Origin of the sequence: Kitasatospora sp. NBC_00315, assembly GCF_041435095.1 — a bacterium.
Classification (GTDB): Bacteria; Actinomycetota; Actinomycetes; order Streptomycetales; family Streptomycetaceae; genus Kitasatospora.
Genome location: NZ_CP108025.1, coordinates 5,463,821 through 5,484,954, shown reverse-complemented (window position 1 = coordinate 5,484,954; position 21,134 = coordinate 5,463,821). Strand labels below are relative to the sequence as shown.

At 73.5% G+C, this 21,134-nt stretch carries 19 protein-coding genes; 4 read left to right on the top strand and 15 right to left on the bottom strand.

Annotated features, from left to right (window positions below; translation table 11 throughout):
• Window positions 1–273: 273 nt before the first annotated feature.
• The 8 genes from truB to rimP form a co-directional block, all read right to left on the bottom strand.
• The gene (truB, locus tag OG823_RS22790; RefSeq protein ID WP_371481464.1) at window positions 274–1,203 is read right to left on the bottom strand and encodes a tRNA pseudouridine(55) synthase TruB; all 930 of its coding nucleotides are present in this window, start codon (window positions 1,201–1,203) and stop codon (window positions 274–276) included.
• Between the two features lie 72 nt (window positions 1,204–1,275).
• A complete protein-coding gene (locus OG823_RS22785; protein WP_371481463.1) occupies window positions 1,276–2,418 on the bottom strand; it encodes a bifunctional oligoribonuclease/PAP phosphatase NrnA in 1,143 nt (380 codons plus the stop codon).
• A gap of 2 nt (window positions 2,419–2,420) precedes the next feature.
• Entirely contained in the window at window positions 2,421–2,864 is a 444-nt protein-coding gene (gene rbfA, locus OG823_RS22780; protein ID WP_371481462.1) for a 30S ribosome-binding factor RbfA, read from the bottom strand.
• Between the two features lie 153 nt (window positions 2,865–3,017).
• Entirely contained in the window at window positions 3,018–3,314 is a 297-nt protein-coding gene (locus OG823_RS22775; protein ID WP_371481461.1) for a DUF503 domain-containing protein, read from the bottom strand.
• Window positions 3,315–3,452: 138 nt separating this feature from the next.
• Window positions 3,453–6,638 (bottom strand): translation initiation factor IF-2, encoded by a 3,186-nt coding sequence (gene infB / locus OG823_RS22770; protein ID WP_371481460.1) that lies wholly within the window; start codon window positions 6,636–6,638, stop codon window positions 3,453–3,455.
• Between the two features lie 252 nt (window positions 6,639–6,890).
• The gene (locus OG823_RS22765) at window positions 6,891–7,139 is read right to left on the bottom strand and encodes a YlxR family protein (RefSeq protein WP_371481459.1); all 249 of its coding nucleotides are present in this window, start codon (window positions 7,137–7,139) and stop codon (window positions 6,891–6,893) included.
• Between the two features lie 129 nt (window positions 7,140–7,268).
• Window positions 7,269–8,294 (bottom strand): transcription termination factor NusA, encoded by a 1,026-nt coding sequence (gene nusA, locus OG823_RS22760; RefSeq protein WP_371481458.1) that lies wholly within the window; start codon window positions 8,292–8,294, stop codon window positions 7,269–7,271.
• Window positions 8,295–8,354: 60 nt separating this feature from the next.
• On the bottom strand, window positions 8,355–8,969 hold the full coding sequence (gene rimP / locus OG823_RS22755) for a ribosome maturation factor RimP (RefSeq protein ID WP_371481457.1): 615 nt from the start codon (window positions 8,967–8,969) through the stop codon (window positions 8,355–8,357).
• A gap of 308 nt (window positions 8,970–9,277) precedes the next feature.
• Here rimP and OG823_RS22750 point away from each other — a divergent pair, with 308 nt between their 5' ends.
• Window positions 9,278–10,462 (top strand): ferritin-like domain-containing protein, encoded by a 1,185-nt coding sequence (locus OG823_RS22750; RefSeq protein WP_371481456.1) that lies wholly within the window; start codon window positions 9,278–9,280, stop codon window positions 10,460–10,462.
• Between the two features lie 95 nt (window positions 10,463–10,557).
• Window positions 10,558–11,484 carry an aminoglycoside phosphotransferase family protein gene (locus tag OG823_RS22745; protein ID WP_371481455.1) on the top strand — a complete coding sequence of 309 codons (927 nt, stop codon included), beginning with the start codon at window positions 10,558–10,560 and terminating at the stop codon, window positions 11,482–11,484.
• Here the strand turns inward: OG823_RS22745 and OG823_RS22740 are convergent.
• From OG823_RS22740 to OG823_RS22710, 7 genes are all read right to left on the bottom strand, one after another.
• Window positions 11,457–12,032, bottom strand: coding sequence for a GNAT family N-acetyltransferase (locus tag OG823_RS22740; RefSeq protein ID WP_371481454.1), 576 nt, complete (start codon window positions 12,030–12,032; stop codon window positions 11,457–11,459). The genes OG823_RS22745 and OG823_RS22740 overlap by 28 nt on opposite strands.
• A 55-nt stretch (window positions 12,033–12,087) precedes the next feature.
• The gene (locus OG823_RS22735; protein ID WP_371484615.1) at window positions 12,088–12,963 is read right to left on the bottom strand and encodes a GNAT family N-acetyltransferase; all 876 of its coding nucleotides are present in this window, start codon (window positions 12,961–12,963) and stop codon (window positions 12,088–12,090) included.
• A gap of 133 nt (window positions 12,964–13,096) precedes the next feature.
• Window positions 13,097–14,257, bottom strand: a complete 1,161-nt coding sequence (gene ispG, locus OG823_RS22730) for a flavodoxin-dependent (E)-4-hydroxy-3-methylbut-2-enyl-diphosphate synthase (protein WP_371481453.1) — start codon at window positions 14,255–14,257, stop codon at window positions 13,097–13,099.
• Window positions 14,258–14,394: 137 nt separating this feature from the next.
• Window positions 14,395–15,699, bottom strand: coding sequence for an RIP metalloprotease (locus OG823_RS22725; RefSeq protein ID WP_371481452.1), 1,305 nt, complete (start codon window positions 15,697–15,699; stop codon window positions 14,395–14,397).
• A gap of 70 nt (window positions 15,700–15,769) precedes the next feature.
• Window positions 15,770–16,999: a 1-deoxy-D-xylulose-5-phosphate reductoisomerase gene (gene dxr / locus OG823_RS22720; RefSeq protein WP_371481451.1), complete on the bottom strand. Its 1,230-nt coding sequence runs from the start codon at window positions 16,997–16,999 to the stop codon at window positions 15,770–15,772.
• 90 nt (window positions 17,000–17,089) lie between these two features.
• Window positions 17,090–18,451: an aldehyde dehydrogenase family protein gene (locus tag OG823_RS22715; protein ID WP_371481450.1), complete on the bottom strand. Its 1,362-nt coding sequence runs from the start codon at window positions 18,449–18,451 to the stop codon at window positions 17,090–17,092.
• A gap of 428 nt (window positions 18,452–18,879) precedes the next feature.
• Entirely contained in the window at window positions 18,880–19,806 is a 927-nt protein-coding gene (locus OG823_RS22710) for an NADP-dependent oxidoreductase (RefSeq protein ID WP_371481449.1), read from the bottom strand.
• Window positions 19,807–19,923: 117 nt separating this feature from the next.
• Here OG823_RS22710 and OG823_RS22705 point away from each other — a divergent pair, with 117 nt between their 5' ends.
• Together OG823_RS22705 and OG823_RS22700 are read left to right on the top strand one after the other, a co-directional pair.
• Window positions 19,924–20,385 (top strand): MarR family winged helix-turn-helix transcriptional regulator, encoded by a 462-nt coding sequence (locus OG823_RS22705; RefSeq protein ID WP_371481448.1) that lies wholly within the window; start codon window positions 19,924–19,926, stop codon window positions 20,383–20,385.
• Between the two features lie 83 nt (window positions 20,386–20,468).
• Window positions 20,469–21,125, top strand: coding sequence for an NAD(P)-binding oxidoreductase (locus OG823_RS22700; RefSeq protein WP_371481447.1), 657 nt, complete (start codon window positions 20,469–20,471; stop codon window positions 21,123–21,125).
• Window positions 21,126–21,134 lie beyond the last annotated feature (9 nt).

The following is a 21,134-nucleotide window of genomic DNA, read 5'->3' as shown; positions in this document are numbered from 1 at the left end:
CGCCTCTTCCGCAGGGCCGGGCGGGCCCTGCGAGGGCCCGTCGCGGCCGTCGTACCAGCCGCCCGGAGCCTGCCCTCCCGAGTCCCCGGACGACCGCGCACGCGCTGCTCACCACCCTGCTTCACCTCGCGCGCTCCCCCGGAGGAGTGAGATCGGGGCCACGGCCGGGCCCGGTGCGCACGCACGGGAACGCGCGGTGGCCCGTACGTCCGTACGGGCCACCGCGCGTTCCCGGCACGGCGGCTCCCGGTGCCCCGGCGCCGCCGCCGGGTCTCAGCCGACGAACACCGCGACCGGGCGGGCGTGGCCGTCCCTCTCCTCGACCAGCGCGAGGAACCGCTCCTGGGGGCCGAAGACCGCGATCGGGCCGTCCACCCCGAGCCCGGGCGCCTTGAGCTTCATCCCGTTGGCGAGCAGCTTGGCCTGGTCGGCGTCGATGTCCCAGCGCGGGAAGGCCGCCGCGGCCGCCTCGCCGATCGGCAGCACCTCCAGCCCCCCGGCGCAGTCGCCCGTCACGGAGGCCTCCAGCTGCTCCAGCGTCCGCGCGGACTCCACCCCGTAGGGGCCGACCCGGGTGCGCCGCAGGGCGGTGAGGTGTCCGCCGACGCCGAGGCCGGCGCCGAGATCCCGGGCGAGCGCGCGGATGTAGGTGCCGGAGGAGCACTCCACGGTGACGTCCAGGTCGAGGACGGGGGTGCCGTCCTCGGCCACCGCCTCGCGCAGGGCGTGCACGGTGAAGGAGTGGACGGTGGTGGGCCGGGCCGGGATCTCGAAGTCCTCGCCCTCGCGCACCCGGGTGTAGGACCGCTTGCCGTCGATCTTGATGGCGCTGACCTTGGACGGAACCTGCATGATCCCGCCGGTGAGGGCGGCGACCCCGGCGTCCACGGCCTGCCTGGTCACCCCGGTGGCCGGGGTCGAGGAGACGACCTCGCCCTCGCGGTCGTCGGTGACGGTGTCCTGGCCGAGCCGGATCGTCGCCTCGTACGTCTTGGCGGTGAGCATCAGGTGCCCGAGCAGCCGGGTGGCCCGCTCGACTCCGATCACCAGCACGCCGGTGGCCATCGGGTCCAGCGTCCCGGCGTGGCCGACCTTGCGGGTGCCGGCCAGCCATCGCATTTTGGCCACCACCCCGTGCGAGGTGATGCCCTCCGGCTTGTCGACGATGACCAGGCCGTCGGGGCCGGTTCCCTTGCGCTTCATCGGTTCATCTCTCCAGCGGATGGTCGGCGGGCGGCCGTGGTCCAGCGACGGCCGCCGCACGGCGTACGGAGCTCATTCAAGCGCAGGAGGGTCCACCGGCCGCAGCACGGCCCGGAACCGGGCCACCACCGCCTCGACCTCGTCGCGGACCGAGAAGCCCGCCGCGTAGGTGTGCCCGCCGCCGCCCAGCTCGGCGCAGGCCCGCGCGACGTCCACGGCCCCCTTGGAGCGCGAGGAGCCCCGCAGCGTGCCGTCCGGATCCTGCTTGAGCACCAGGGCGACCTCGGCCTCGGCCGGGCGGCGCAGGGTGTCGATCAGACCCTCGATCTCCTCCACCGTGACGCCGAACAGCACGAGGTCCTGGTAGGGGACCCAGGTCCACACCAGACCGAGGCCGCCGGCGGCCTGCGGCTCGTACACCGCCCGCTGCAGCGCGCCGGCCAGCACCTTGAGATAGCCGAACGAGCCGGTGTCCCAGAGCTGCCGGGAGATCAGGTCGTGCCGGATGCCGGTGGCCAGCAGCCGCCCGGCGAGTTCGTGGGTGGCGGGCGTGGTGGCCCGGTACTTGAACGAGCCGGTGTCGGTGGCCACACCGGTGTAGAGGCAGGTCGCGAGGTCCTGGTCCAGCGGGACCCCGAGCCGGCGCAGCAGCTCGTCGACCAGCACCGCCGTGGCGGGCGCGGCCGGGTCGATCAGCTGGTGGGTGCCGAAGCCGGGGTTGGAGGCGTGGTGGTCGAGGACGGCCAGCACAGGCGCCGCGAAGGCCTTCTCGTGGAGCAGCCCGAGCCGCCCCTCCGAGGCCACGTCGAAGCAGAGCACCAGCTCGGGGACGTCCGGGACGTCGGCGGCCGGGACGATCAGCTCCTGCCCGGGCAGGAAGGCCAGCGACTCGGGGACGACCTGCGGGTCGTCGCCGAAGGAGACCCGTACCTCGTGGCCGAGCGAGCGCAGCGCGATCCCGGCCGCGAGGGCCGAGCCGAGCGCGTCACCGTCGGGGCAGATGTGGCAGATCAGGTCGACGGACCGGGCACGCCCGATCTCGGCGACGACCTGCTGCCAGACCAGCTCGGCCCCGGTCGCCTCGGTACGCGGCCCCGGAAGCGCCGCGAGGGCACCCTCCACCGCACTGGTGGAAGGCGCCCCCGCCGCGCCGCTCGCCGCCGTGTCCACGAGGGTGGTGCTCGCCACCACCGCCCCCGCCGGCTCGCCGGCCATGACTACTCGTCCTCGTCGTCACGCTCGGAGGCCGGGACCTTGTACGGGTCCGCGTCTCCGGCGTACGTCTTCCCGGTCGCCGTGGTGCGCACCTCGGCGTCGATCTGCCGCGCCCGGTCGAGCAGGTCGTCGATGTTGCGGGCGTTGTCCGGCAGCGCGTCGGCGACGAAGGTCAGCGACGGCGTGTGGCGGACCCCGGTCTCCTTGCCGACGGTGCTGCGCAGGATGCCCTTGGCGCTCTCCAGCGCCACGGCCGCGGCCTGGCGGTCGGTCTCGTCGCCGTAGACGGTGTAGAAGACGGTGGCCTCCCGCAGATCCCCGGTCACCCGGGTGTCGGTGATGGTCACGAAGCCCAGTCGCGGGTCCTTGACCCGCCGCTGCAGGGTCTCGGCGACCACCACCTGGATGCGGTCGGCGAGCTTGCGCGCCCTTGCCTTGTCGGTCACGTTGCCTCCTCGTGCAGTGGGCCCGGTACTCGGGTCGACAACCCACCCGCGGGGGCCCATGCCCCCAAAGTACCGGCCCGCGCCCAGCCTTGTGGGCGCTCTCGGTCCTGATCCGTGTGAGAGTGGCGACTCCCGCCGCTCCCGCTCCGGATCTCAGTCATCCTCGTCGCCGTGGTAGCGCCTCCTGGCGGAGAGCAGCTGAACCTCGGGGCGGCCGGCGACGAACCGCTCACAGCTGTCCAGGACCTCGGTGACGAACCCGGCTTCGCCGGACACCACCGCGACGCCGATCTCGGCCCTGCGGTGCAGATCCTGGTTCCCTACTTCCGCCGCGCACACGCTGTACTTGCGCTGCAGCTCGGCCACGATGGGCCGCACGATCGAGCGCTTCTCCTTCAGCGAGTGGACGTCGCCGAGCAGAAGGTCGAACGCGAGTGATCCTACGAACATGTATGACAGGTCAAGCCGACCTGGAGGCCTCGGAGGACGGCCCGCGGAGCGGACCGACGTAGGAGGACCCTACACAGCCAGACCGGGGCCGGTCGACGGGAAAAATCTCCCGCCGGCCGGCCCCGGCCCACCACTCGCTTACGCGCGCGGCTTCTCGCGCATCTCGTACGTCTCGATGACGTCGTCGACCTTGATGTCGTTGAACGACCCCAGGGTCACACCGGCCTCGAAGCCCTCGCGGACCTCGGTCGCGTCGTCCTTGAAACGACGCAGGCCCTCGATGGTGAGGTTCTCCGTGATGAGCTTGCCGTCGCGGATGAGGCGAGCCTTGGCGTTGCGGCGCAGCAGGCCCTCGCGGACGATGACACCCGCGATGTTGCCGAACTTGGAGGAGCGGAACACCTCGCGGATGTCCGCGGAACCGAGGCGCACCTCCTCGTACTCCGGCTTGAGCAGACCCTTGAGGGCCGCCTCGATCTCCTCGATCGCCTGGTAGATGACCGAGTAGTACCGGACGTCGACGCCCTCGCGGTCGGCCGCGGTACGCGCACGGCCTTCGGCGCGCACGTTGAAGCCGATGATGATGGCGTCCGAGCCCATCGCCAGGTCCACGTCGGACTCGGTGATGGCACCCACACCGCGGTGCAGGATCCGGAGCTCGACCTCGTCGCCCACGTCGAGCTTGACGAGTGCGTCCTCAAGGGCCTCCACGGAACCGGAGACATCGCCCTTGACGATGAGGTTGAGCTGCTGCACGCCGCCGGCCGCGATCGCCTGGTCCAGGTTCTCCAGGGAGACCCGCATCGGGCGCTTGGCGAACATGGCGTTGCGGTCACGCGTCGAGCGCTTCTCGGCGATCTGACGCGCGGTGCGGTCGTCGTCGACGACGATGAAGCTGTCGCCGGCGCGGGGCACCGAGGTGAGACCGAGGAGCAGCACCGGACGGGACGGACCCGCCTCGGCGACGTTCTTGCCGTTCTCGTCCAGCATGGCGCGGACGCGGCCGTGCGCGTCACCGACGGCGATGGAGTCGCCGACGCGCAGCGTTCCACGCTGCACGAGGACGGTCGCCATGGCGCCGCGGCCCTTGTCGAGGTGGGCCTCGATGGCGATACCCTGCGCGTCCTGCTCGGGGTTGGCCACCAGGTTGAGCGAGGCGTCGGCGGTGAGCACGACGGCCTCGAGCAGCTGGTCGATGTGCAGACCCTGACGCGCGGAGATGTCGACGAACATGGTGTCGCCGCCGTACTCCTCCGCCACCAGACCGAACTCGGTCAGCTGGCCGCGGACCTTGACCGGGTCCGCGCCCTCGACGTCGATCTTGTTGACCGCGACCACGATCGGCACACCGGCGGCCTTGGCGTGGTTCAACGCCTCGACCGTCTGCGGCATGACACCGTCGTTGGCCGCGACCACCAGGATCGCGATGTCGGTGGACTTGGCACCACGGGCACGCATGGCGGAGAACGCCTCGTGACCCGGGGTGTCGAGGAAGGTGATCGGACGCTCTTCGCCGTTCACCGTCGCCGTGACCTGGTAGGCACCGATGTGCTGGGTGATGCCACCCGCCTCACCGGCCACCACGTTGGTCTTGCGGATGGCGTCCAGCAGTCGGGTCTTACCGTGGTCGACGTGACCCATGACGGTGACGACCGGCGGGCGAGGCATGAGCTCGTCCTCGTCGCCCTCGTCGGCACCGAAGTCGATGTCGAACGACTCCAGCAGCTCGCGGTCCTCGTCGTCACGGCTGACGATCTCGAGAACGAAGCCCATCTCCTGGGCCAGCATCTCCAGCGTCGCGTCGGAGACCGACTGCGTCGCCGTGACCATCTCACCGAGGTTGAACATCACCGAGACGAGCGCGGCCGGGTTGGCGTTGATCTTCTCCGCGAAGTCCATCAGCGAGGCACCGCGCGACAGCCGGACGGTCGTCCCGTTGCCACGGGGCAGCATCACACCGCCGACGGACGGAGCCTGCATCGACTCGTATTCCTGGCGACGCGCACGCTTCGACTTACGGGCACGGGCCGGGCGACCGCCCGGGCCACGACCGAAGGCACCCTGCGTGCCACCACGGGCACCCGGGCCACCGGGACGGCCGCCGAAGCCGCCGGGACGCGGGCCGAAGCCACCGCCGCCGCCGGGAGCGCCACCGGGACGCGGGCCGCCGAAGCCGCCACCGGCCGGGCGCGAACCCGGACCGGCCGCGCGGCCGGCGAAGCCGGGACGAGCGCCACCGGCGCCGGCACCCGGACCGCCCGGACGGGCACCGGGGCCACCGGGGCCACGGCCGCCGGGGCCCGGACGCGGGCCCGGACCGGCCGGACGCTGCGGCATCATGCCGGGGTTCGGACGGGGCATCCCGGACGGGCTGGGCCCACCCGGACGCGGACCGGCCGGACGCGGCATGCCGTCGGGGCGCGGGGCACCGGCGGGGCGGGCGCCACGCTCGGCGCCGGGAGCACCGGCGGGACGCGGACGGTCGCCACCGGGACGCGGAGCGCCACGGTCGGCACCGGGAGCACCGGCGGGACGCGGACGGTCGCCACCGGGACGCGGAGCGCCACGGTCGGCACCCGGAGCACCGGCGGGACGCGGACGGTCACCGGCGGGACGCGGAGCGCCACGGTCGGCACCCGGAGCACCCGCACCCGGACGAGCGGCACCCGGCGCGGCCGGACGACGGTCACCGGGACGGGCCATGCCGGTGGCACTGCCCGAGGTGAACGGGTTGTTGCCCGGACGCGGGCCGGCCGGGCGCGGGCCCGGACGGGCGCCGCCGCCACCGGCGGGGGCCTGCGACGCCGGACGCGGGGCCTGGGCGGCCGGGCGCTCGGCGGGAGCCGCGGCGGCGGCCGGAGCAGCCGCAGCGGCGTCGCCGGCGGGAGCCGGCGAGGAGAACTCGGCGGCCGGGGCGGCCGGAGCCGCCGGGGTCGCGGGGCGCGCGGCCGGGCGCGGGCCCGGGGTCGCGGCGGCCGGCTTCGCGGCGGCGGGGGCGGCCGGAGCAGCCGGGGCCGCAGCGGCCGGAGTCGGGCGGGGACCCGGGGTCGCGGCAGGGCGCGGACCCGGGGTGGGGGCACCCGGGCGGGGTGCGGAGGCACCACCGGCGGGCTGGGGCGCCGCAGGCTTGCGCGGGCCAGGCTTGGCAGCGGAACCACCCGTGGGGGCCACTCCAAGCGCGTCAGTCAACTTGCGTACGACCGGCGCCTCGATGGTCGAGGACGCCGAACGGACGAACTCACCGAGCTCGGTGAGCTTGGCCATGACGGCCTTGCTCTCCAAGCCAAGCTCCTTGGCGAGTTCGTAAACCCGGACCTTAGCCACTTCACTCCTGTCTATGAGTCCGGGGTGATCGTCCGCCGGACTGTCGCTACTTCATGGGCGTACCCATCGCGTACTCATCGCGTACTCATCGAGTGCTCATCGCAATCTCGACCTACTTCCACATCGCGAGGTACCTGACTGGTCGCACGGCGCGCGGATACACGCGCGCTGTGCTTGTTGCGGTGGTTCTCCGCCGCATGAGCGGCGGCCCTAGCGGGCGGCGTTCCCCTCCAGGCGGCCGTGAGGGAAGCCTCAGACCGCCGGGGTGCCGCCTGCCCGCTCCTCGACGTACTCGCGGATCCGCTCGGTGTCGAGTGCTCCCTGGAGCCGGAAGGCCCTGGGGAACGCCCGGCGGCGGACCGCGAGGTCGAGGCAGGTCGGGTCGGGGTGCAGGTGTGCACCTCGTCCCGGCAGTGCGCCACGGGGATCGGGGACGCAGACGCCCTCGATCGCCGTGACACGCAACAACTGGTGCTTGGCCGCTCGCTTGCGGCAGCCCACGCAGGTGCGCTCCGGGCGTGCTCGGACGTGCGTCCGGCCAGACGAAGGCAAGTCTACCCCTCCGAAGGGACATGGTGCCGCCCCACCGGCGAGGGCGGGACGGCACGGTGACTCAGATCGGTGCGGGGACTACTCGCCCGCGGACTCCCGGCCGCCGTCCGCGGAGCGGCCCTCGTCCTGGCCCTCGGTGTCCGGACGGATGTCGATCCGCCAGCCGGTCAGGCGGGCGGCCAGGCGGGCGTTCTGCCCCTCCTTGCCGATCGCCAGCGACAGCTGGTAGTCCGGCACGATCACCCGGGCGGAGCGCTGGCCGTAGTCGACGATCTCGACCTTCGTCACCCGGGCGGGGGACAGTGCCGCGGCGACCATCTCGGCCGGGTCCTCGGACCAGTCGACGATGTCGATCTTCTCGCCGTGCAGCTCGGCCATCACGTTGCGCACCCGGCTGCCGACCGGGCCGATGCAGGCGCCCTTGGCGTTCAGGCCCTGCCGGCGCGACCAGACCGCGATCTTGGTGCGGTGACCGGCCTCACGGGCGATCGCGGCGATCTCGACGCTGCCGTCGGCGATCTCCGGGACCTCCAGCGCGAACAGCTTGCGCACCAGGTTGGGGTGGGTGCGCGAGAGCGTCACCGACGCGCCCCGGACACCGCGGCGGACGGCCACCACGTAGCACTTCAGCCGGGTGCCGTGCCGGTAGTCCTCGCCGGGCACCTGCTCCTGCGGCGGCAGGATGGCCTCCAGCTTGCCGATGTCGACCAGCACGTTCTTCGGGTCGTTGCCCTGCTGGACGACACCGGTGACGATGTCGCCCTCCTTGCCGGCGTACTCACCGAAGGTCTGGTCGTCGGCGGCGTCGCGCAGACGCTGCAGGATGACCTGCTTGGCGGTGCTCGCGGCGATCCGGCCGAAGCCGCTCGGGGTGTCGTCGAACTCCTTCGGCTCGACGCCCTCGTCCAGCTCCGACGCGTCCTCCAGCGCCCACACGGTCACATGGCCGCTCTTGCGGTCCAGCTCGACGCGCGCACGGCGGCGCGAGCCCTCGGTGCGGTGGTACGCGATGAGGAGGGCCGACTCGATCGACTCGACCAGCAGGTCGAAGGGGATGTTCTTCTCGGTAACCAGCCCACGCAGGGCGCTCATGTCGATGTCCACGGCTACGCCTCCTCGTCCTTCTTCACGTTCATGGTGCGGATGGTGCGGGTGCGGTGGCGCTCACTGCGCACCGTCGTCCCCCTCGGCGGGGGCATCGGTCTCGTCCTCGTCGTCCTCGGCGAACGCGTCGCCGTCCTCGGTCTCGTCGAAGTCCTCGGCCCCCTCGATGTCGGGGGCCTCGTCGAGGAGCTTCTCGTCCTTGCGGTTGAACTCCACCTGGACGCGCGCCTTGGCGACCTCGGTGTACTCCAGACGGCGCTCCTTGGCCCGGCCGCGGCCCTTCACCGGCTGCACCTCGACCAGCGCGCCGTCCTCGTCGGCCGACAGGACCCGGGCCACGATCTCGCCGCCGTCCGCCAGCTGCACCTTGACCAGCCGGCCCTCGGCCCGGCGCCAGTGGCGGGGCTCGGTGAGCGTCCGCTCGGCGCCCGGGGAACCGACCTCCAGGACGTACGCGCCACTGCCCATCACATCGGACTCGTCCAGGGCCTCGCCGACCAGCCGGCTGAACTCGGCGATGGTGTCCAGGTCCACGCCGCCGTCGGCGTCCACGTCGACCTGCACCTGGCGGCGACTGCCCGCCTGGGTGACCTTCACCTCTTCGAGATCGAGGCCGGACTCGGCGGCCAGCGGCTCCAGCAACACACGCAGCCGGTCGATCTGGGTGGTGCTCATCCGGGTGACTCCTCGGCCGCGTCTGCTGTTGTCAGAAGGTCATACCGCATCGCCCCGAGGGTGGTCTCCCAGCGGGTGCGTCGCAGCAACTAGGCCCAAAGCCTATCCGGTCGACCCCCGAACCACCGATTCCGCGGCGGCGCCCGACCGGGCCCCGCCGGGGCCTGCCCCGGGCCCGCCCCGGCCGACTGCGAGCAAGCTCACACCGGAGGCCGGGATGCCGAAGGATCCCCGCACACGTGTGCGTTCTGTAATGATTCACGCCATCGGGAGTGGAGGCGCTCCCCCACGCCCCGGGAGAGACACCGATGCAGGCCGCCCGCCGACGCACCGCCCTGACCGTCGGGCTGCTCGCCGCCGCCGCGGTCCTCACCGCCTGCACCGGCTCCCAGCACAAGGACGACGGTGACGCGCGGCGACCCGATCCCGACCTTCCGGTCCGCGCCCGCGCCGTCGCGGCCACCGACGCCCTGCTCGCCGCGTACGACGTCGTGCTGGCCGGCCCCGGCGCGGCCCAGGCCGCGCAGCTCCAGCCGCTGCGGGCCGAACTGCTCCAGCACCGGGCCGCGTTCGCGCAGGGGCTGCCGGACGCGAGCGCCTCGGCCTCCCGTCCGGCGAACTCCGGGTCCCAACCCGCCTCGGCCCCGCCGTCCGCCGGCGCGTCCGCCACCGCACCGGCCGCCGCCACGCCGGCCACCGTCGCCGGGCTCGGCGCGGCCGAGCGGCGCACCGCCGAGGCCAGGCTCGCCGACCTGTCCGCCGCCTCCCCCGACCTCGCCCGGCTGCTCGCCTCGGTGTCCGCCTCCGACGCCCTGCACGCCGCCGCCCTCGGCGACACCACCCCCGTCACCGACCCGGCGCCGGCCACCCCGGTCACCCCGTCCCCGTCCGCATCCCGGTCGCCGTCGCCGTCGCCGTCGCAGTCGTTGTCCCGGTCGCCGGCCGGGTCGCCGTCCGCCACCACCGCCGGCACCGCCTCGCCGTCCGCCGGCGGCGCGCCGCTGGCCACCGAGGCGGCCACCGCCGTCCAGAGCGCGCTGGCCGCCGAGCACGCCGCCGTCTACGGCTACGGCGTCGTCGGCGCCAAGCTCCCCGACGACCAGCGGCGGGCCGACGCCCGCGCGGGGTACGCGGCCCACGAGGCGGAACGGGACACCTGGCGCCGGCTGCTGGCCGGTGCGGGCGCCTCCCCCGGCGCCGCCGCGCCCGGCTACCAGCTGCCCTTCCCGGTGAGTGACGCCACCGGCGCCACCGCGCTCGCCGCGCACATCGAGACCCGGCTCCGCGACACCTACGCGGAGCTGGTCGCGGCCCTGCCCGCCGACCGCCGCGCCCCCGCCGCCGACGCGCTGCGCATCGCGGCCCTGCAGGCCCGCCACTGGGGCGCCGCGAGCACGGCCTTCCCCGGACTGCCCGACCCGGCCACCGCGACCGCGAGCGGCTCCCCCGACGCCTCCCCGGGCGCCGCCAAGGCCGCCGCCACGGGCCACTGACCCCACCCGGACGCCAGCGCTGACCTGCGGGTTCCCGTTCATGGCCGACAATGGACGGGTAGCACCACGGGGGAGCGTCCAACCGGAAGGCCAGCATGTCGGCAGCAGCAGGGCAGATCAGCGTTCCGGCGCAGCTGGCGCGGAGCGTCCTCGCCCAGCGGGGTGAGGACGCCGGACGCGCCTGGCTGGAGAGCCTGCCGGCACGGATCGGCGCGTACCTCACCCGGTGGGAGCTCACGCTGGAACGCGTCCTGGACCCCGGCGGCCGGCTCAGTCTGATCGGGTACGTCCGTCGGGAGGACCTCGGCCCCGCCGTGCTCAAGGCCGGACTGATCACCCCCGAGACCGCCCACGAGCACGCGGCCCTCTCGCACTGGGCCGGGCGCGGCGCCGTCCTGCTGCTGGACGCCGACCCCACCGAGGGCATGCTGCTGCTGGAACGCCTGCACGGCGAGATCCCGCTGCGCTCACTGGCCGAGTCCAAGGCCATGCTGGAGGCGGCCGGCCTGCTCCAGCGCCTGTGGGTGGCGCCCGCCGACGGCCACCCGTTCGGCACCGTGGCCGCCCACGCCACCCGGCTCGCCGAGGGCCTGCGCCGCGACCGCGAGCTGCCCGCCGCGGCCGACGCCCGGCCGCTGGCCGACGAGGCGCTGACCACCGCGGACGACCTGCTCGCCTCCACCGGCGAGGAACTGCTGCTGCACGGGGACTTCCACCACGGCAACGTGCTGGCCGCCGACCGGGCGCCCTGGCTGGCCATCGACCCCAGACCGCTGGTCGGCGAACGCGCCTGGGATCTCGCACGGCTCGCCCAGGACCGGGTGGACACGTTGATCGGCTCCCCCGGCCCGCGCGGCGCCGCCCGCCGCCGCCTGCACCAGCTCGCCGAGGCGGTCGACGTCGACCACGACCGGCTGCGCGGCTGGACGCTCTTTCGCAGCGTCGCCACCGGCCTGCGCGCCCTGCGCGACGGGGACGACGACCGGGGCCGGCTCTACCTGGAGTTCGCGGCGGCGCTCTGAGCCGCCCGCCCCGGCAGCAGCGGCAGCGGCGCACCCATCACCGCGTACGGCCGCTCCGTGTTGGGGAACCGCACCGCCCGCGCGAGATCCCGGTAACCGAGCGAGCGGTAGAGCCGGCGGGCCGGAGTCTCGGCGTCGATCGCCGACAGGATGCTCCGGGGCAGGCCGGAGCGCTCGCAGAGGGTACGGATCAGGCGGCTGCCGACGCCCTGCCCCTGGAACCGCGGCAGCACGTGCAGTTCGGTGATCGCGAACACCTCGTCCAGCCAGTCGGCGTACCCGCGCTCCTCCAGGTACGGCTCGATCACCGAACTCCACCAGTGGTCACGGTGGTTGGGCATGCCGTAGCCGAAACCGACCAGCCGCCCGCCGCTCATCGCGCCCAGGGCGATCACGCCCGGCTGCTGAGCGTGCCGCCCGACGATCTGCAGGCGCACCGCGACCTCCTCGGGCGTCAGCCCGAACGCCACGGCCTGGACCTCCAGCGCGTACGGCGCCCAGGCCGCCAGGTCGATGGCCTCGATCGTCACCTCGGTCAGCTGCTCCATGCCCCGGGACGTTACTCCCTGCGGAGCACCGGTCGGGACCGGCACGGTAACGGGGTCAGAAGAGCACGCTCATGAACGCGCCGACCTCGCGGAAGCCGACCCGGCGGTAGGCCGCGCGGGCCCGCAGGTTGTAGTCGTTCACGTAGAGCGAGACCACCGGGGCGACCTCGCGCAGGGCGATCTCCAGCACGGCCGCCATACCGGTGACCGACAGGCCCCGGCCCCGGTGCTCGGGGGCGACCCAGACCCCCTGGATCTGGCAGGCGCCCCGGGTGACGGCGCCGATCTCGGCCTTGAAGACGACCTCCCCGCCGTCGCCGATCCGGGCGAACGAACGCCCAGCGCCGACGAGTTCGGCGACCCGGGCCTGGTAGAGCAGCCCGCCGTCGCCGGCCAGCGGGGAGATGCCGACCTCCTCGGTGAACATCGCCACGCAGGCGGGCATCACCGTCTCGACCTCGTTGCGGAGCACCCGGCGCACCAGCGGGTCGGGCTCCACCCCGACGGCCGGTGCGGCTGTGGCCATCAGCGGTTGGTGGGCGCGGACCTCACGGGCCGGGCCCCAGCTGCGCTCCAGCAGCGCCCACAGGGCCGCGGTGGCCTCGGCGGGGCCGACGATCGAGGAGCAGCGCCGGCCCTGCCGGCGGGCCCGCTCGGCGAAGGCGCGGACGGCCTCGGGGCCGGCGTCGACCAGCACCAGGTTGGCCCCGGCGTAGCAGAGCGACTCCAGGCTGCCGTTCTCGTCGAACCAGCCCCACATCTCGCCGCCGAGCCGCCAGGGGTCGAGCCCGACGGACTCCACCCTGGTGGCGACGAACGCGTTGGCGACCGGATCGCGGTGGAGCACCGCGAGGGTGTCCGCGAGATCCGCGGCTTCGAGGACGCGGGTGGTCGCCAGGGCGCGGGCGGCCTGGAACGCACCGGGGAGCATCACACCTCGATCGAGCATCGAGACAGCACCTCACTGAGAGACTCTTGCCGCACCCTACTCCGTGGCCCCACCCGGATACGGCCACGGGGTCGTCCGCCGACGGACGACCCCGTACCGGAATGACGTCGCGCGGTCAGTCGGCCGCGACCACGGTCGGGGCACCGGCCTCGACACCTTCGGCCTGCATCTGCTCGGCGAGCTTGAGCGCCTCCTCGATCAGGGTCTCGACGATCTTCGACTCGGGAACGGTCTTGATCACCTCGCCCTTCACGAAGATCTGGCCCTTGCCGTTGCCGGAGGCGACCCCGAGGTCGGCCTCACGGGCCTCGCCCGGGCCGTTCACGACGCAGCCCATGACCGCGACGCGCAGCGGCACCTCCATGCCCTCCAGGCCGGCGGTGACCTCCTCGGCGAGCTTGTAGACGTCCACCTGGGCGCGGCCGCAGGAGGGGCAGGAGACGATCTCCAGCCCGCGCTGGCGCAGGTTGAGGGACTCCAGGATCTGGTTGCCGACCTTGACCTCCTCCGCCGGCGGGGCGGAGAGGGAGACCCGGATGGTGTCGCCGATGCCCTCGGCCAGCAGGGCGCCGAAGGCGACCGCCGACTTGATGGTGCCCTGGAAGGCCGGCCCGGCCTCGGTGACGCCCAGGTGCAGCGGGTAGTCGCAGGCCGCCGCGAGCTGGCGGTAGGCGTTGATCATCACGACCGGGTCGTTGTGCTTGACCGAGATCTTGATGTCGCGGAAGTCGTGCTCCTCGAACAGCGAGCACTCCCAGAGCGCGGACTCCACCAGCGCCTCGGGGGTGGCCCGGCCGTACTTCTCCAGCAGCCGCTTGTCGAGCGAACCGGCGTTGACGCCGATCCGGATCGGCACGCCGGCGTCCTTGGCCGCCTTGGCGATCTCGCCGACCTTGTCGTCGAACTGCTTGATGTTGCCCGGGTTCACGCGCACCGCGGCGCAACCGGCCTCGATCGCCGCGAAGACGTACTTCGGCTGGAAGTGGATGTCGGCGATCACCGGGATGCCGGACTTCCTGGCGATGATCGGGAGCGCGTCCGCGTCGTCCTGGGTCGGCACCGCGACACGCACGATCTGGCAGCCCGAAGCGGTCAGCTCGGCGATCTGCTGCAGCGTCGCGTTGATGTCGGCGGTCACCGTGGTGGTCATCGACTGCACGGAGATCGGGGCGTCGCCACCCACCGGGACGTTGCCGACCATGATCTGGCGGGAGACGCGGCGCGTGGCGAGGGGCTTGAGCGGCAGGGACGGAATACCGAGCGAGATCGCGGTCATGTGCGCAGGGTTCCCCGGGGTTGAGGTGGGTGGACCGGCCGGTTGAGGTGGCCGGGCCGGGTGCGCAGTCGTACGCGCACCCGGCGTCAACGGTACGGCACCCGCGGGGCGCGGAGCACACCCGCCGGTGCGGCCGGTCAGCTGATCTTGACCGGGTTGACGATGTCGGCGACCAGCACCAACAGGGTGAAGCCGATGAAGATGCTCGCCACCACGTAGGCCACCGGCATCAGCCTGGCCACGTCGAACGGGCCCGGATCGGCCCGCCGCATCAGCCGGGCGGCCCGGCGGCGGACGGACTCCCACAGGGCGCCGGCGATGTGCCCGCCGTCCAGCGGGAGCAGCGGGAGCATGTTGAAGAGGAACAGCGAGAGGTTGATGCCCGCCAGCAGGTTGATCATGACGGCGACCCGCTGGCTGGCGGGGATCTCCATCGAGAAGACGTCGCCGCCGATCCGGGCCGCGCCGACCATGCCGATCGGGGAGTCGGCGTCCCGCGGGGTGCCGTCCACCACCGAGTGCCACAGGCCCGGGATCTTGCCGGGCAGCGCCACCAGCGAGGTGATGCCGGTCTCCGCGTTGGTGTACATCCGGTCGACGCTCCGGCCGAAGCCGAGCTTGACCACGCCGCCGGCCGGGGTGAAGCCGAAGAACCCGGCCTCGACCGTCCGGCCCTTCTCCGGGTTGCCCTGGGCGTCGTACTTCTGGACCTGGTTGACGCCGATCGTCGGGTTCAGCGTGAGCTGCTGCCCGTCCCGCAGGACCACCACCGGCACGGTTTTGCCGGCCGACTCGCGGATGTCCGCCTGCAGCCGGTCGTAGTCGCCGATCCGGTCGCCGTCGAACGAGACGATGGTGTCCCCGGCCCGCAGGCCGGCGGCGGCGGCCGGGGAGGCCGTCGCACCGGCCGGACAGGTGTCGGTCGGCTGTCCGGCCGGCACCACGCACTGCGCCACCGACTGGACCGTCGGCACGCTCATCGGGACGCCGAAGCCCATCATCACGGTCAGGAACAGGCCGAACGCCAGGATCAGGTTCATGAACGGGCCCGCGAACATCACGATGACGCGCTTCCACGGCTTGCGGGTGTAGAACAGCCGCGTGTCGTCGCCGTCCTGCAGTTCCTCGTAGGAGGCCTCGCGGGCGTCCTCGATCATGGAGCGCCAGGGCGAGCTGCTGCGCTGGGTGATCCTGCCGTCGGCGCCGGGCGGGAACATCCCGATCATGCGGATGTACCCGCCGAACGGGATCGCCTTGAAGCCGTACTCGGTCTCGCCCTTCTTGCGCGACCACAGGGTCGGGCCGAAGCCGACCATGTACTGCGGCACCCGGATGCCGAAGATCTTGGCCCAGGAGAGGTGCCCGAGCTCGTGCCAGGCGATCGAGAACAGCAGCCCGAACGCGAAGACCACGATGCCGACCACCCACATCACTGTTGTCACCGCTGGTCCTCCGTCATACCGCTCTGTGCACCCATCCGGTCCGTACCGTCCCTGTCGTCCGTGTCGCCGGTCAGCCGGCCGCCAGCTCGCGGGCCCGGGCGCGGGCCCAGTCCTCGGCGTGCAGGACGTCCTCGACCGTCAGAGAAGTTCCCGGGGCGGGCGTGCCGTGTTCGGCGACGACCTTGGCAACAGTGTCCACGATCGCGGTGAAGGCGAGCCGGCCCTGCAGGAAGGCGTCCACGCACTCCTCGTTGGCCGCGTTGAAGACCGCGGGGGCGGTGCCGCCGAGCGTGCCGACCTCCCGGGCCAGTTCCACCGCCGGGAAGGCCTCGTTGTCGAGCGGGAAGAACTCCCAGGTGGCGGCCTTGGTCCAGTCGCAGGCGGGGGCGGCGTCGGGCACCCGGTCCGGCCAGCCGAGGCCGAGCGCGATCGGCATCCGCATGTCCGGCGGGCTGGCCTGGGCGAGTGTCGAGCCGTCCGAGAACTCCACCATCGAGTGGACGACGGACTGCGGATGGACCACGACCTCGATCCGGTCGAACGGCACGTCGTACAGCAGGTGTGCCTCGATCACCTCCAGACCCTTGTTGACCAGGGTCGCCGAGTTGATCGTGATGACCGGGCCCATCGCCCAGGTCGGGTGGGCCAGCGCGTCGTCCGGGGTGACGGCGGCGAGCTGCTCGCGGCTACGGCCGCGGAACGGACCGCCGCTCGCGGTCACCACCAGCTTGCGGACCTCGGCGCGGGTGCCGCCGGCCAGCGCCTGGAAGATCGCGGTGTGCTCGGAGTCCACCGGGACGATCTGGCCCGGCTTCGCCAGCGCCCTGACCAGCGGGCCGCCGACGATCAGCGACTCCTTGTTGGCCAGCACCAGCACCCGGCCGGCCCGCAGTGCGGCCAGCGTCGGGCGCAGGCCGATCGAACCGGTGATGCCGTTCAGGACGGAGTGGCACTCCAGGGAGGCCAGCTCGGTCGCCGCGTCCGGACCGGTCAGGATCGTCGGCAGCGGCCGGCCCGCCGCGCATCCGGCGAGCGCCTCGCGCAGTGCGGGTTCGGCCGCCGGATCGGCGATCGCGACCGTGTGCACGCCCAGTCGCACGGCCTGCTCGGCGAGCAGTGCGACCCGGCCGCCGGCAGCCGAGAGGGCGACCACCCGGAACCGTCCGGGGTTGCGCAGCACCACGTCGATGGCCTGGGTGCCGATCGAGCCGGTGGAGCCGAGGATCACCAGCTCCCGGGGGCCGGAGGGGTCCTTCACCGTGGGGGTGAAGCGCAGCTGCGGGTGGGCGAGCGAGTTCATGGGCCCATTGTGTCCTGCCCGCCGCGCCGGTGGACGCGACGGGCGGGATCCGCACCGGATGCCCGGGCGTTTCGAACCCGGGTTCGCCCCTCAGTGCAGGGGCTTGTCCAGCACGGCCTTGGTGTGACTGAAGGTCTCCACCGAGTACTCGCCGTGGTAGCGGCCCATCCCGCTCTCGCCGACGCCGCCGAACGGCAGCGCGGGCACCGCGAGGTGCGAGACCGGCAGCCCGAACACGAGTGCGCCGGAGGAGGTCTCCGCGGCCAGCCGGTCCTTGGTCGTCTGCGACTCGGTGAAGGCGTACAGGGCCAGCGGCTTGTCCCGCCCGTTGACGAAGGCGATCGCCGCGTCCAGGTCCGGGACGGTCAGGACCGGCAGTACGGGCCCGAAGATCTCCTCCCGCATCACGGGTGCCTGCGCCGAGACGTCGGTGAGCACGGTGGGCGCGATGTACCGGGTGGCCCGGTCGTGTCCGCCGCCGGTGACGGGCCGGCCGTCGCCGAGCAGCGCGGTGAGACGCTCGAAGTGACGGTCGTTGACGATCCGCCCGTACTCCGGGTCGGCGGACGGGTCGTCCCCGTACCGCTCGCGCACGGCGGCGGCCAGCTCCGCCTCCAGCTCCGGCGCCGTGCCGCCGACCGCGAGCACGTAGTCCGGGGCGACACAGGTCTGTCCGGCGTTGAGGAACTTGCCGGCCACGATCCGCCGGGCGGTGACGGCCAGGTCGGTCCCGGCGTCGACCACGACCGGGCTCTTGCCGCCCAGCTCCAGCGTGACCGGGGTCAGGTGCCGCGCGGCGGCGGCCATCACGATCCGCCCCACCGCGCCGTTGCCGGTGTAGAAGATGTGGTCGAAGCGCTGCTCCAACAGGGCGGTGGTCTCGGCCACCGCCCCCTCCACCACGGCGACGGCCCCCGGGTCGAGGTAGCGCGGCAGCAGGCGGGCGATCGCCGCCGAGGTGGCGGGCGCCAGCTCGCTCGGCTTGACCACCACGGCGTTGCCGGCCGCCAGCGCGCCCACCACCGGGGCGAGGGCCAGCTGCAGCGGGTAGTTCCACGGGGCGATCACCAGCACCACGCCGAGCGGCTCGCGCACCGCCCTTGCCTCGGCCGGCAGGAAGCCCTCGGGGACGGCGGCGGGCTTGGGGCGCAGCCACTCGTCCAGGTGCCGGACGGTGTGGTCGAGCTCGTTGAGGGTGAAGCCGATCTCGGTGCGGTAGGCCTCGGCGGGGCCCTTCCCCAGGTCGGCGTGCAGGGCCTCGGTCAGCGCCTCGCTCTGCTCGGTGAGCAGGCGGCGCAGGGCGGCGAGCTGGCCGAGCCGCCAGTCGAGCGGCTTGGTGCGGCCGGTCGCGTAGGCGGCCCGGAGCCGGGCCACCACGGCGGGGGCGTCGGCGGCGGCCGGGTCGGTGGCCGGGTCGGTGGAGGATTCGGCGGTGGAGGATTCGGTGGTCATGTCGCGGTGCTCCGTGGGGTGTCGGTGCGGCGGATGGGTTCGGTGAGCCGTGAGGTGACGGCGCGACGGACGGTACGGGTGGGCCGGGTGCCGGTGGGCCGGATACAGGTGGGCCGGGGTCGGGTGGGCCGGATACGGAAGGCGCCGGTGCGGATCCGGTGCTGACGACTGCTCGGATCGGAGCGACGGCTCGACCTGGTGGTCGATCAGCAGTGCTGCGATCGTGCCCCGGCCGAGCTCCCGACAGCGGCCTGCGGCGCGGCGCATCCGGGTACTCGTCCGGGTACTCCGCGCGGATGACGGGCGCGGGCGCTCGGGGCGCCGCGATCGCACGGCGGCCCGAGTGCACGGGCCCCGGGCACACCCGCCTCGGCGGGCGGTCTGTTCTCCCGTTGTCCGGCACGGGCCCGGCGCTGGCCCGGCGCGGCTCAGGAGACGGTGACGACGACCTTGCCCCGGGTGTGGCCCCCGGCGTTGAGCCGCTGGGCGTCGGCGGCCCGCTCCAGTGGGAAGGTCGCGGCCACCTCGACGCGCAGCCGCCCGCTGTCGGCGAGCGCGGCGAGCGCCGTCAGGTCGCCCCCGTCGGGGCGGACGAAGACGTACTGCCCGCCGAGCGCCAGCACGGCTCCGTCCGCGATCGAGGCCAGGCGGCCGCCCTCGGCGAGCAGGCCGGGCGAGATCTGCAGGGCGTCGCCGCCGATCAGGTCGAGCACCGCGTCCACGCCCCCCGGGGCCAGCGCGCGGACGCGGTCGGCGAGGCCCTCGCCGTACGTCACGGGTTCGGCGCCCAGGCCGCGCAGGTAGTCCTGGTTGTGCTCGCCGGCCGTGCCGATCACGCGGGCACCGAGGGCGACGGCGATCTGGACGGCGAGCGAGCCGACGCCGCCGGCCGCGGCGTGCACCAGGACGCTCTGGCCGGGCTTCACCTCCAGGGCGCGGGTGAGCGCCTGGTAGGCGGTGAGGCCGGCCAACGGCAGGCCGGCGGCCTGCTCGAAGTCGAGCGCGGCGGGCTTGCGGGCCAGGGTGCGCACCGGGGCGGCGACGTACTCGGCGAAGGTGCCGCGGCCGACCATGTCCTCGCGCACGTACCCGATGACCTCGTCGCCGGGGGCGAACTCGGTGACCCCCACGCCCACCCGCTCGACCACACCGGCCACGTCCCAGCCCGGGATGACCGGGAACACGGTGTCCATCACGCTGTCCAGGTACCCGGCCTGGATCTTCCAGTCGACCGGGTTCACCGAGGCGGCCCTGACCTTGACCAGGACGGCGTCGGCGCCGAGCTTCGGCTCCGGGACGTCGCCGTACACGAGGACGTCGGGGCCGCCGTAGGTGCGGTAGGTGATGGCCTTCATGGCAGTGCTCCTGAACAGAAAGATTTGATGAGCTAGATGATTGAGGTGCTCAAGCAATAAACCGAAGGTAGGTCTCAATGATTGATGATGTCAAGTAATCACGGCTAGCATGGAGCCATGACCCAGAGCACACCGCGGCGGAGCACTCCCCCGCAGGCGGACGCCCCGCCGCCCGGCACCGACCTCCTGATGGAGCGGCTCGCGCACACCGCCGCCTGCTACTACCGCAGTTTCGCCGTGGTCGCCGCCGGCCAGGGCCTCACCCTGATGCAGGGCAAGATGCTGAGCCTGCTGCCGCGGCCCCGCCCGATGCGCGCCCTCGCCGACCTGCTGGGCTGCGACGCCTCCAACGTCACCGGCATCGTCGACCGGCTGGAGACCCGCGGCCTGGTCCGCCGGGAGGCCGATCCCGCCGACCGCCGGGTGAAGAACGTCCTGCTCACCGCCGAGGGCGAGGCCGCCGTGCGGCGGATCCGGGCGGAGATGGCCACCGGACTGCCCGGCCTGGAGCGCCTCGACCCGTACGAACGCCGGGCCCTGCTCGACCTGCTCGACCGGGCCTTCCCGGCCGCCGGCTGAGACCGCGCGCCGCAGCCCCCACCCGGCGCGGCAGCGCCCCGTGCCGCCGCGCCGGGACCGGCCGCAGCGGTTACCGTCGGACCATGCGTACCGTCATCGCAGGTGGCCACGGGAAGATCGCCCTCCTCCTGGAGCGCATCCTCGCCGGACGCGGGGACCGTCCCGCCGGGATCATCCGCAGAGCCGACCAGGCCCAGGACCTGATCGACGCCGGGGCCCAGCCCCTGCTGCTCGATCTGGAGGCGGCGAGCCCCGACGAGCTCGCCGAACTGCTCGAAGGCGCCGACACGGTGGTCTTCGCCGCCGGTGCGGGCCCCGGCAGCGGCCCCGAACGCAAGAACAGCGTGGACCGGGACGCCGCGGTGCTGCTCGCCGACGCCGCCGAACTGGCCGGGGTCCGCCGCTACCTGATGGTGTCCTCGATGGGCGCCGACGCGGCGGCGGAGTACCCCGCCGACCCCGTCTTCGAGTCCTACCTGCGGGCCAAGGGCGCGGCGGACGACGCCATCCGGGCCCAGCCGGCGCTCGACTGGACGATCCTGCGCCCCGGCCGGCTGACCGACGGCCCCGGCACCGGCCGGATCCACCTCGGCCCCGCCACCGGCCGCGGCGACGTGCCGCGTGCCGATGTGGCAGCCGTCCTGGCCGCCCTGCTCAACGCACCGGCCACGGCGGGCCTGACCCTGGAGCTGATCGGCGGCGACACCCCGGTGGCGCAGGCCGTGGCCACCCCGGGCTGACCGACGTCC

Excerpts from the sequence above, each read along its gene's own strand:
- OG823_RS22745 (WP_371481455.1), top strand. The coding sequence starts at position 10,558 with ATGTCGGCAGCAGCAGGGCAGATCAGCGTTCCGGCGCAGCTGGCGCGG.
- OG823_RS22750 (WP_371481456.1), top strand. The coding sequence starts at position 9,278 with ATGCAGGCCGCCCGCCGACGCACCGCCCTGACCGTCGGGCTGCTCGCC.
- OG823_RS22710 (WP_371481449.1), bottom strand. The coding sequence starts at position 19,806 with ATGAAGGCCATCACCTACCGCACCTACGGCGGCCCCGACGTCCTCGTG.
- OG823_RS22735 (WP_371484615.1), bottom strand. The coding sequence starts at position 12,963 with ATGCTCCCCGGTGCGTTCCAGGCCGCCCGCGCCCTGGCGACCACCCGC.
- OG823_RS22785 (WP_371481463.1), bottom strand. The coding sequence starts at position 2,418 with ATGGCCGGCGAGCCGGCGGGGGCGGTGGTGGCGAGCACCACCCTCGTG.
- OG823_RS22715 (WP_371481450.1), bottom strand. The coding sequence starts at position 18,451 with ATGACCACCGAATCCTCCACCGCCGAATCCTCCACCGACCCGGCCACC.
- rimP (WP_371481457.1), bottom strand. The coding sequence starts at position 8,969 with ATGAGCACCACCCAGATCGACCGGCTGCGTGTGTTGCTGGAGCCGCTG.
- ispG (WP_371481453.1), bottom strand. The coding sequence starts at position 14,257 with ATGACCGCGATCTCGCTCGGTATTCCGTCCCTGCCGCTCAAGCCCCTC.
- OG823_RS22705 (WP_371481448.1), top strand. The coding sequence starts at position 19,924 with ATGACCCAGAGCACACCGCGGCGGAGCACTCCCCCGCAGGCGGACGCC.
- OG823_RS22700 (WP_371481447.1), top strand. The coding sequence starts at position 20,469 with ATGCGTACCGTCATCGCAGGTGGCCACGGGAAGATCGCCCTCCTCCTG.
- OG823_RS22775 (WP_371481461.1), bottom strand. The coding sequence starts at position 3,314 with ATGTTCGTAGGATCACTCGCGTTCGACCTTCTGCTCGGCGACGTCCAC.
- dxr (WP_371481451.1), bottom strand. The coding sequence starts at position 16,999 with ATGAACTCGCTCGCCCACCCGCAGCTGCGCTTCACCCCCACGGTGAAG.
- OG823_RS22740 (WP_371481454.1), bottom strand. The coding sequence starts at position 12,032 with ATGGAGCAGCTGACCGAGGTGACGATCGAGGCCATCGACCTGGCGGCC.
- truB (WP_371481464.1), bottom strand. The coding sequence starts at position 1,203 with ATGAAGCGCAAGGGAACCGGCCCCGACGGCCTGGTCATCGTCGACAAG.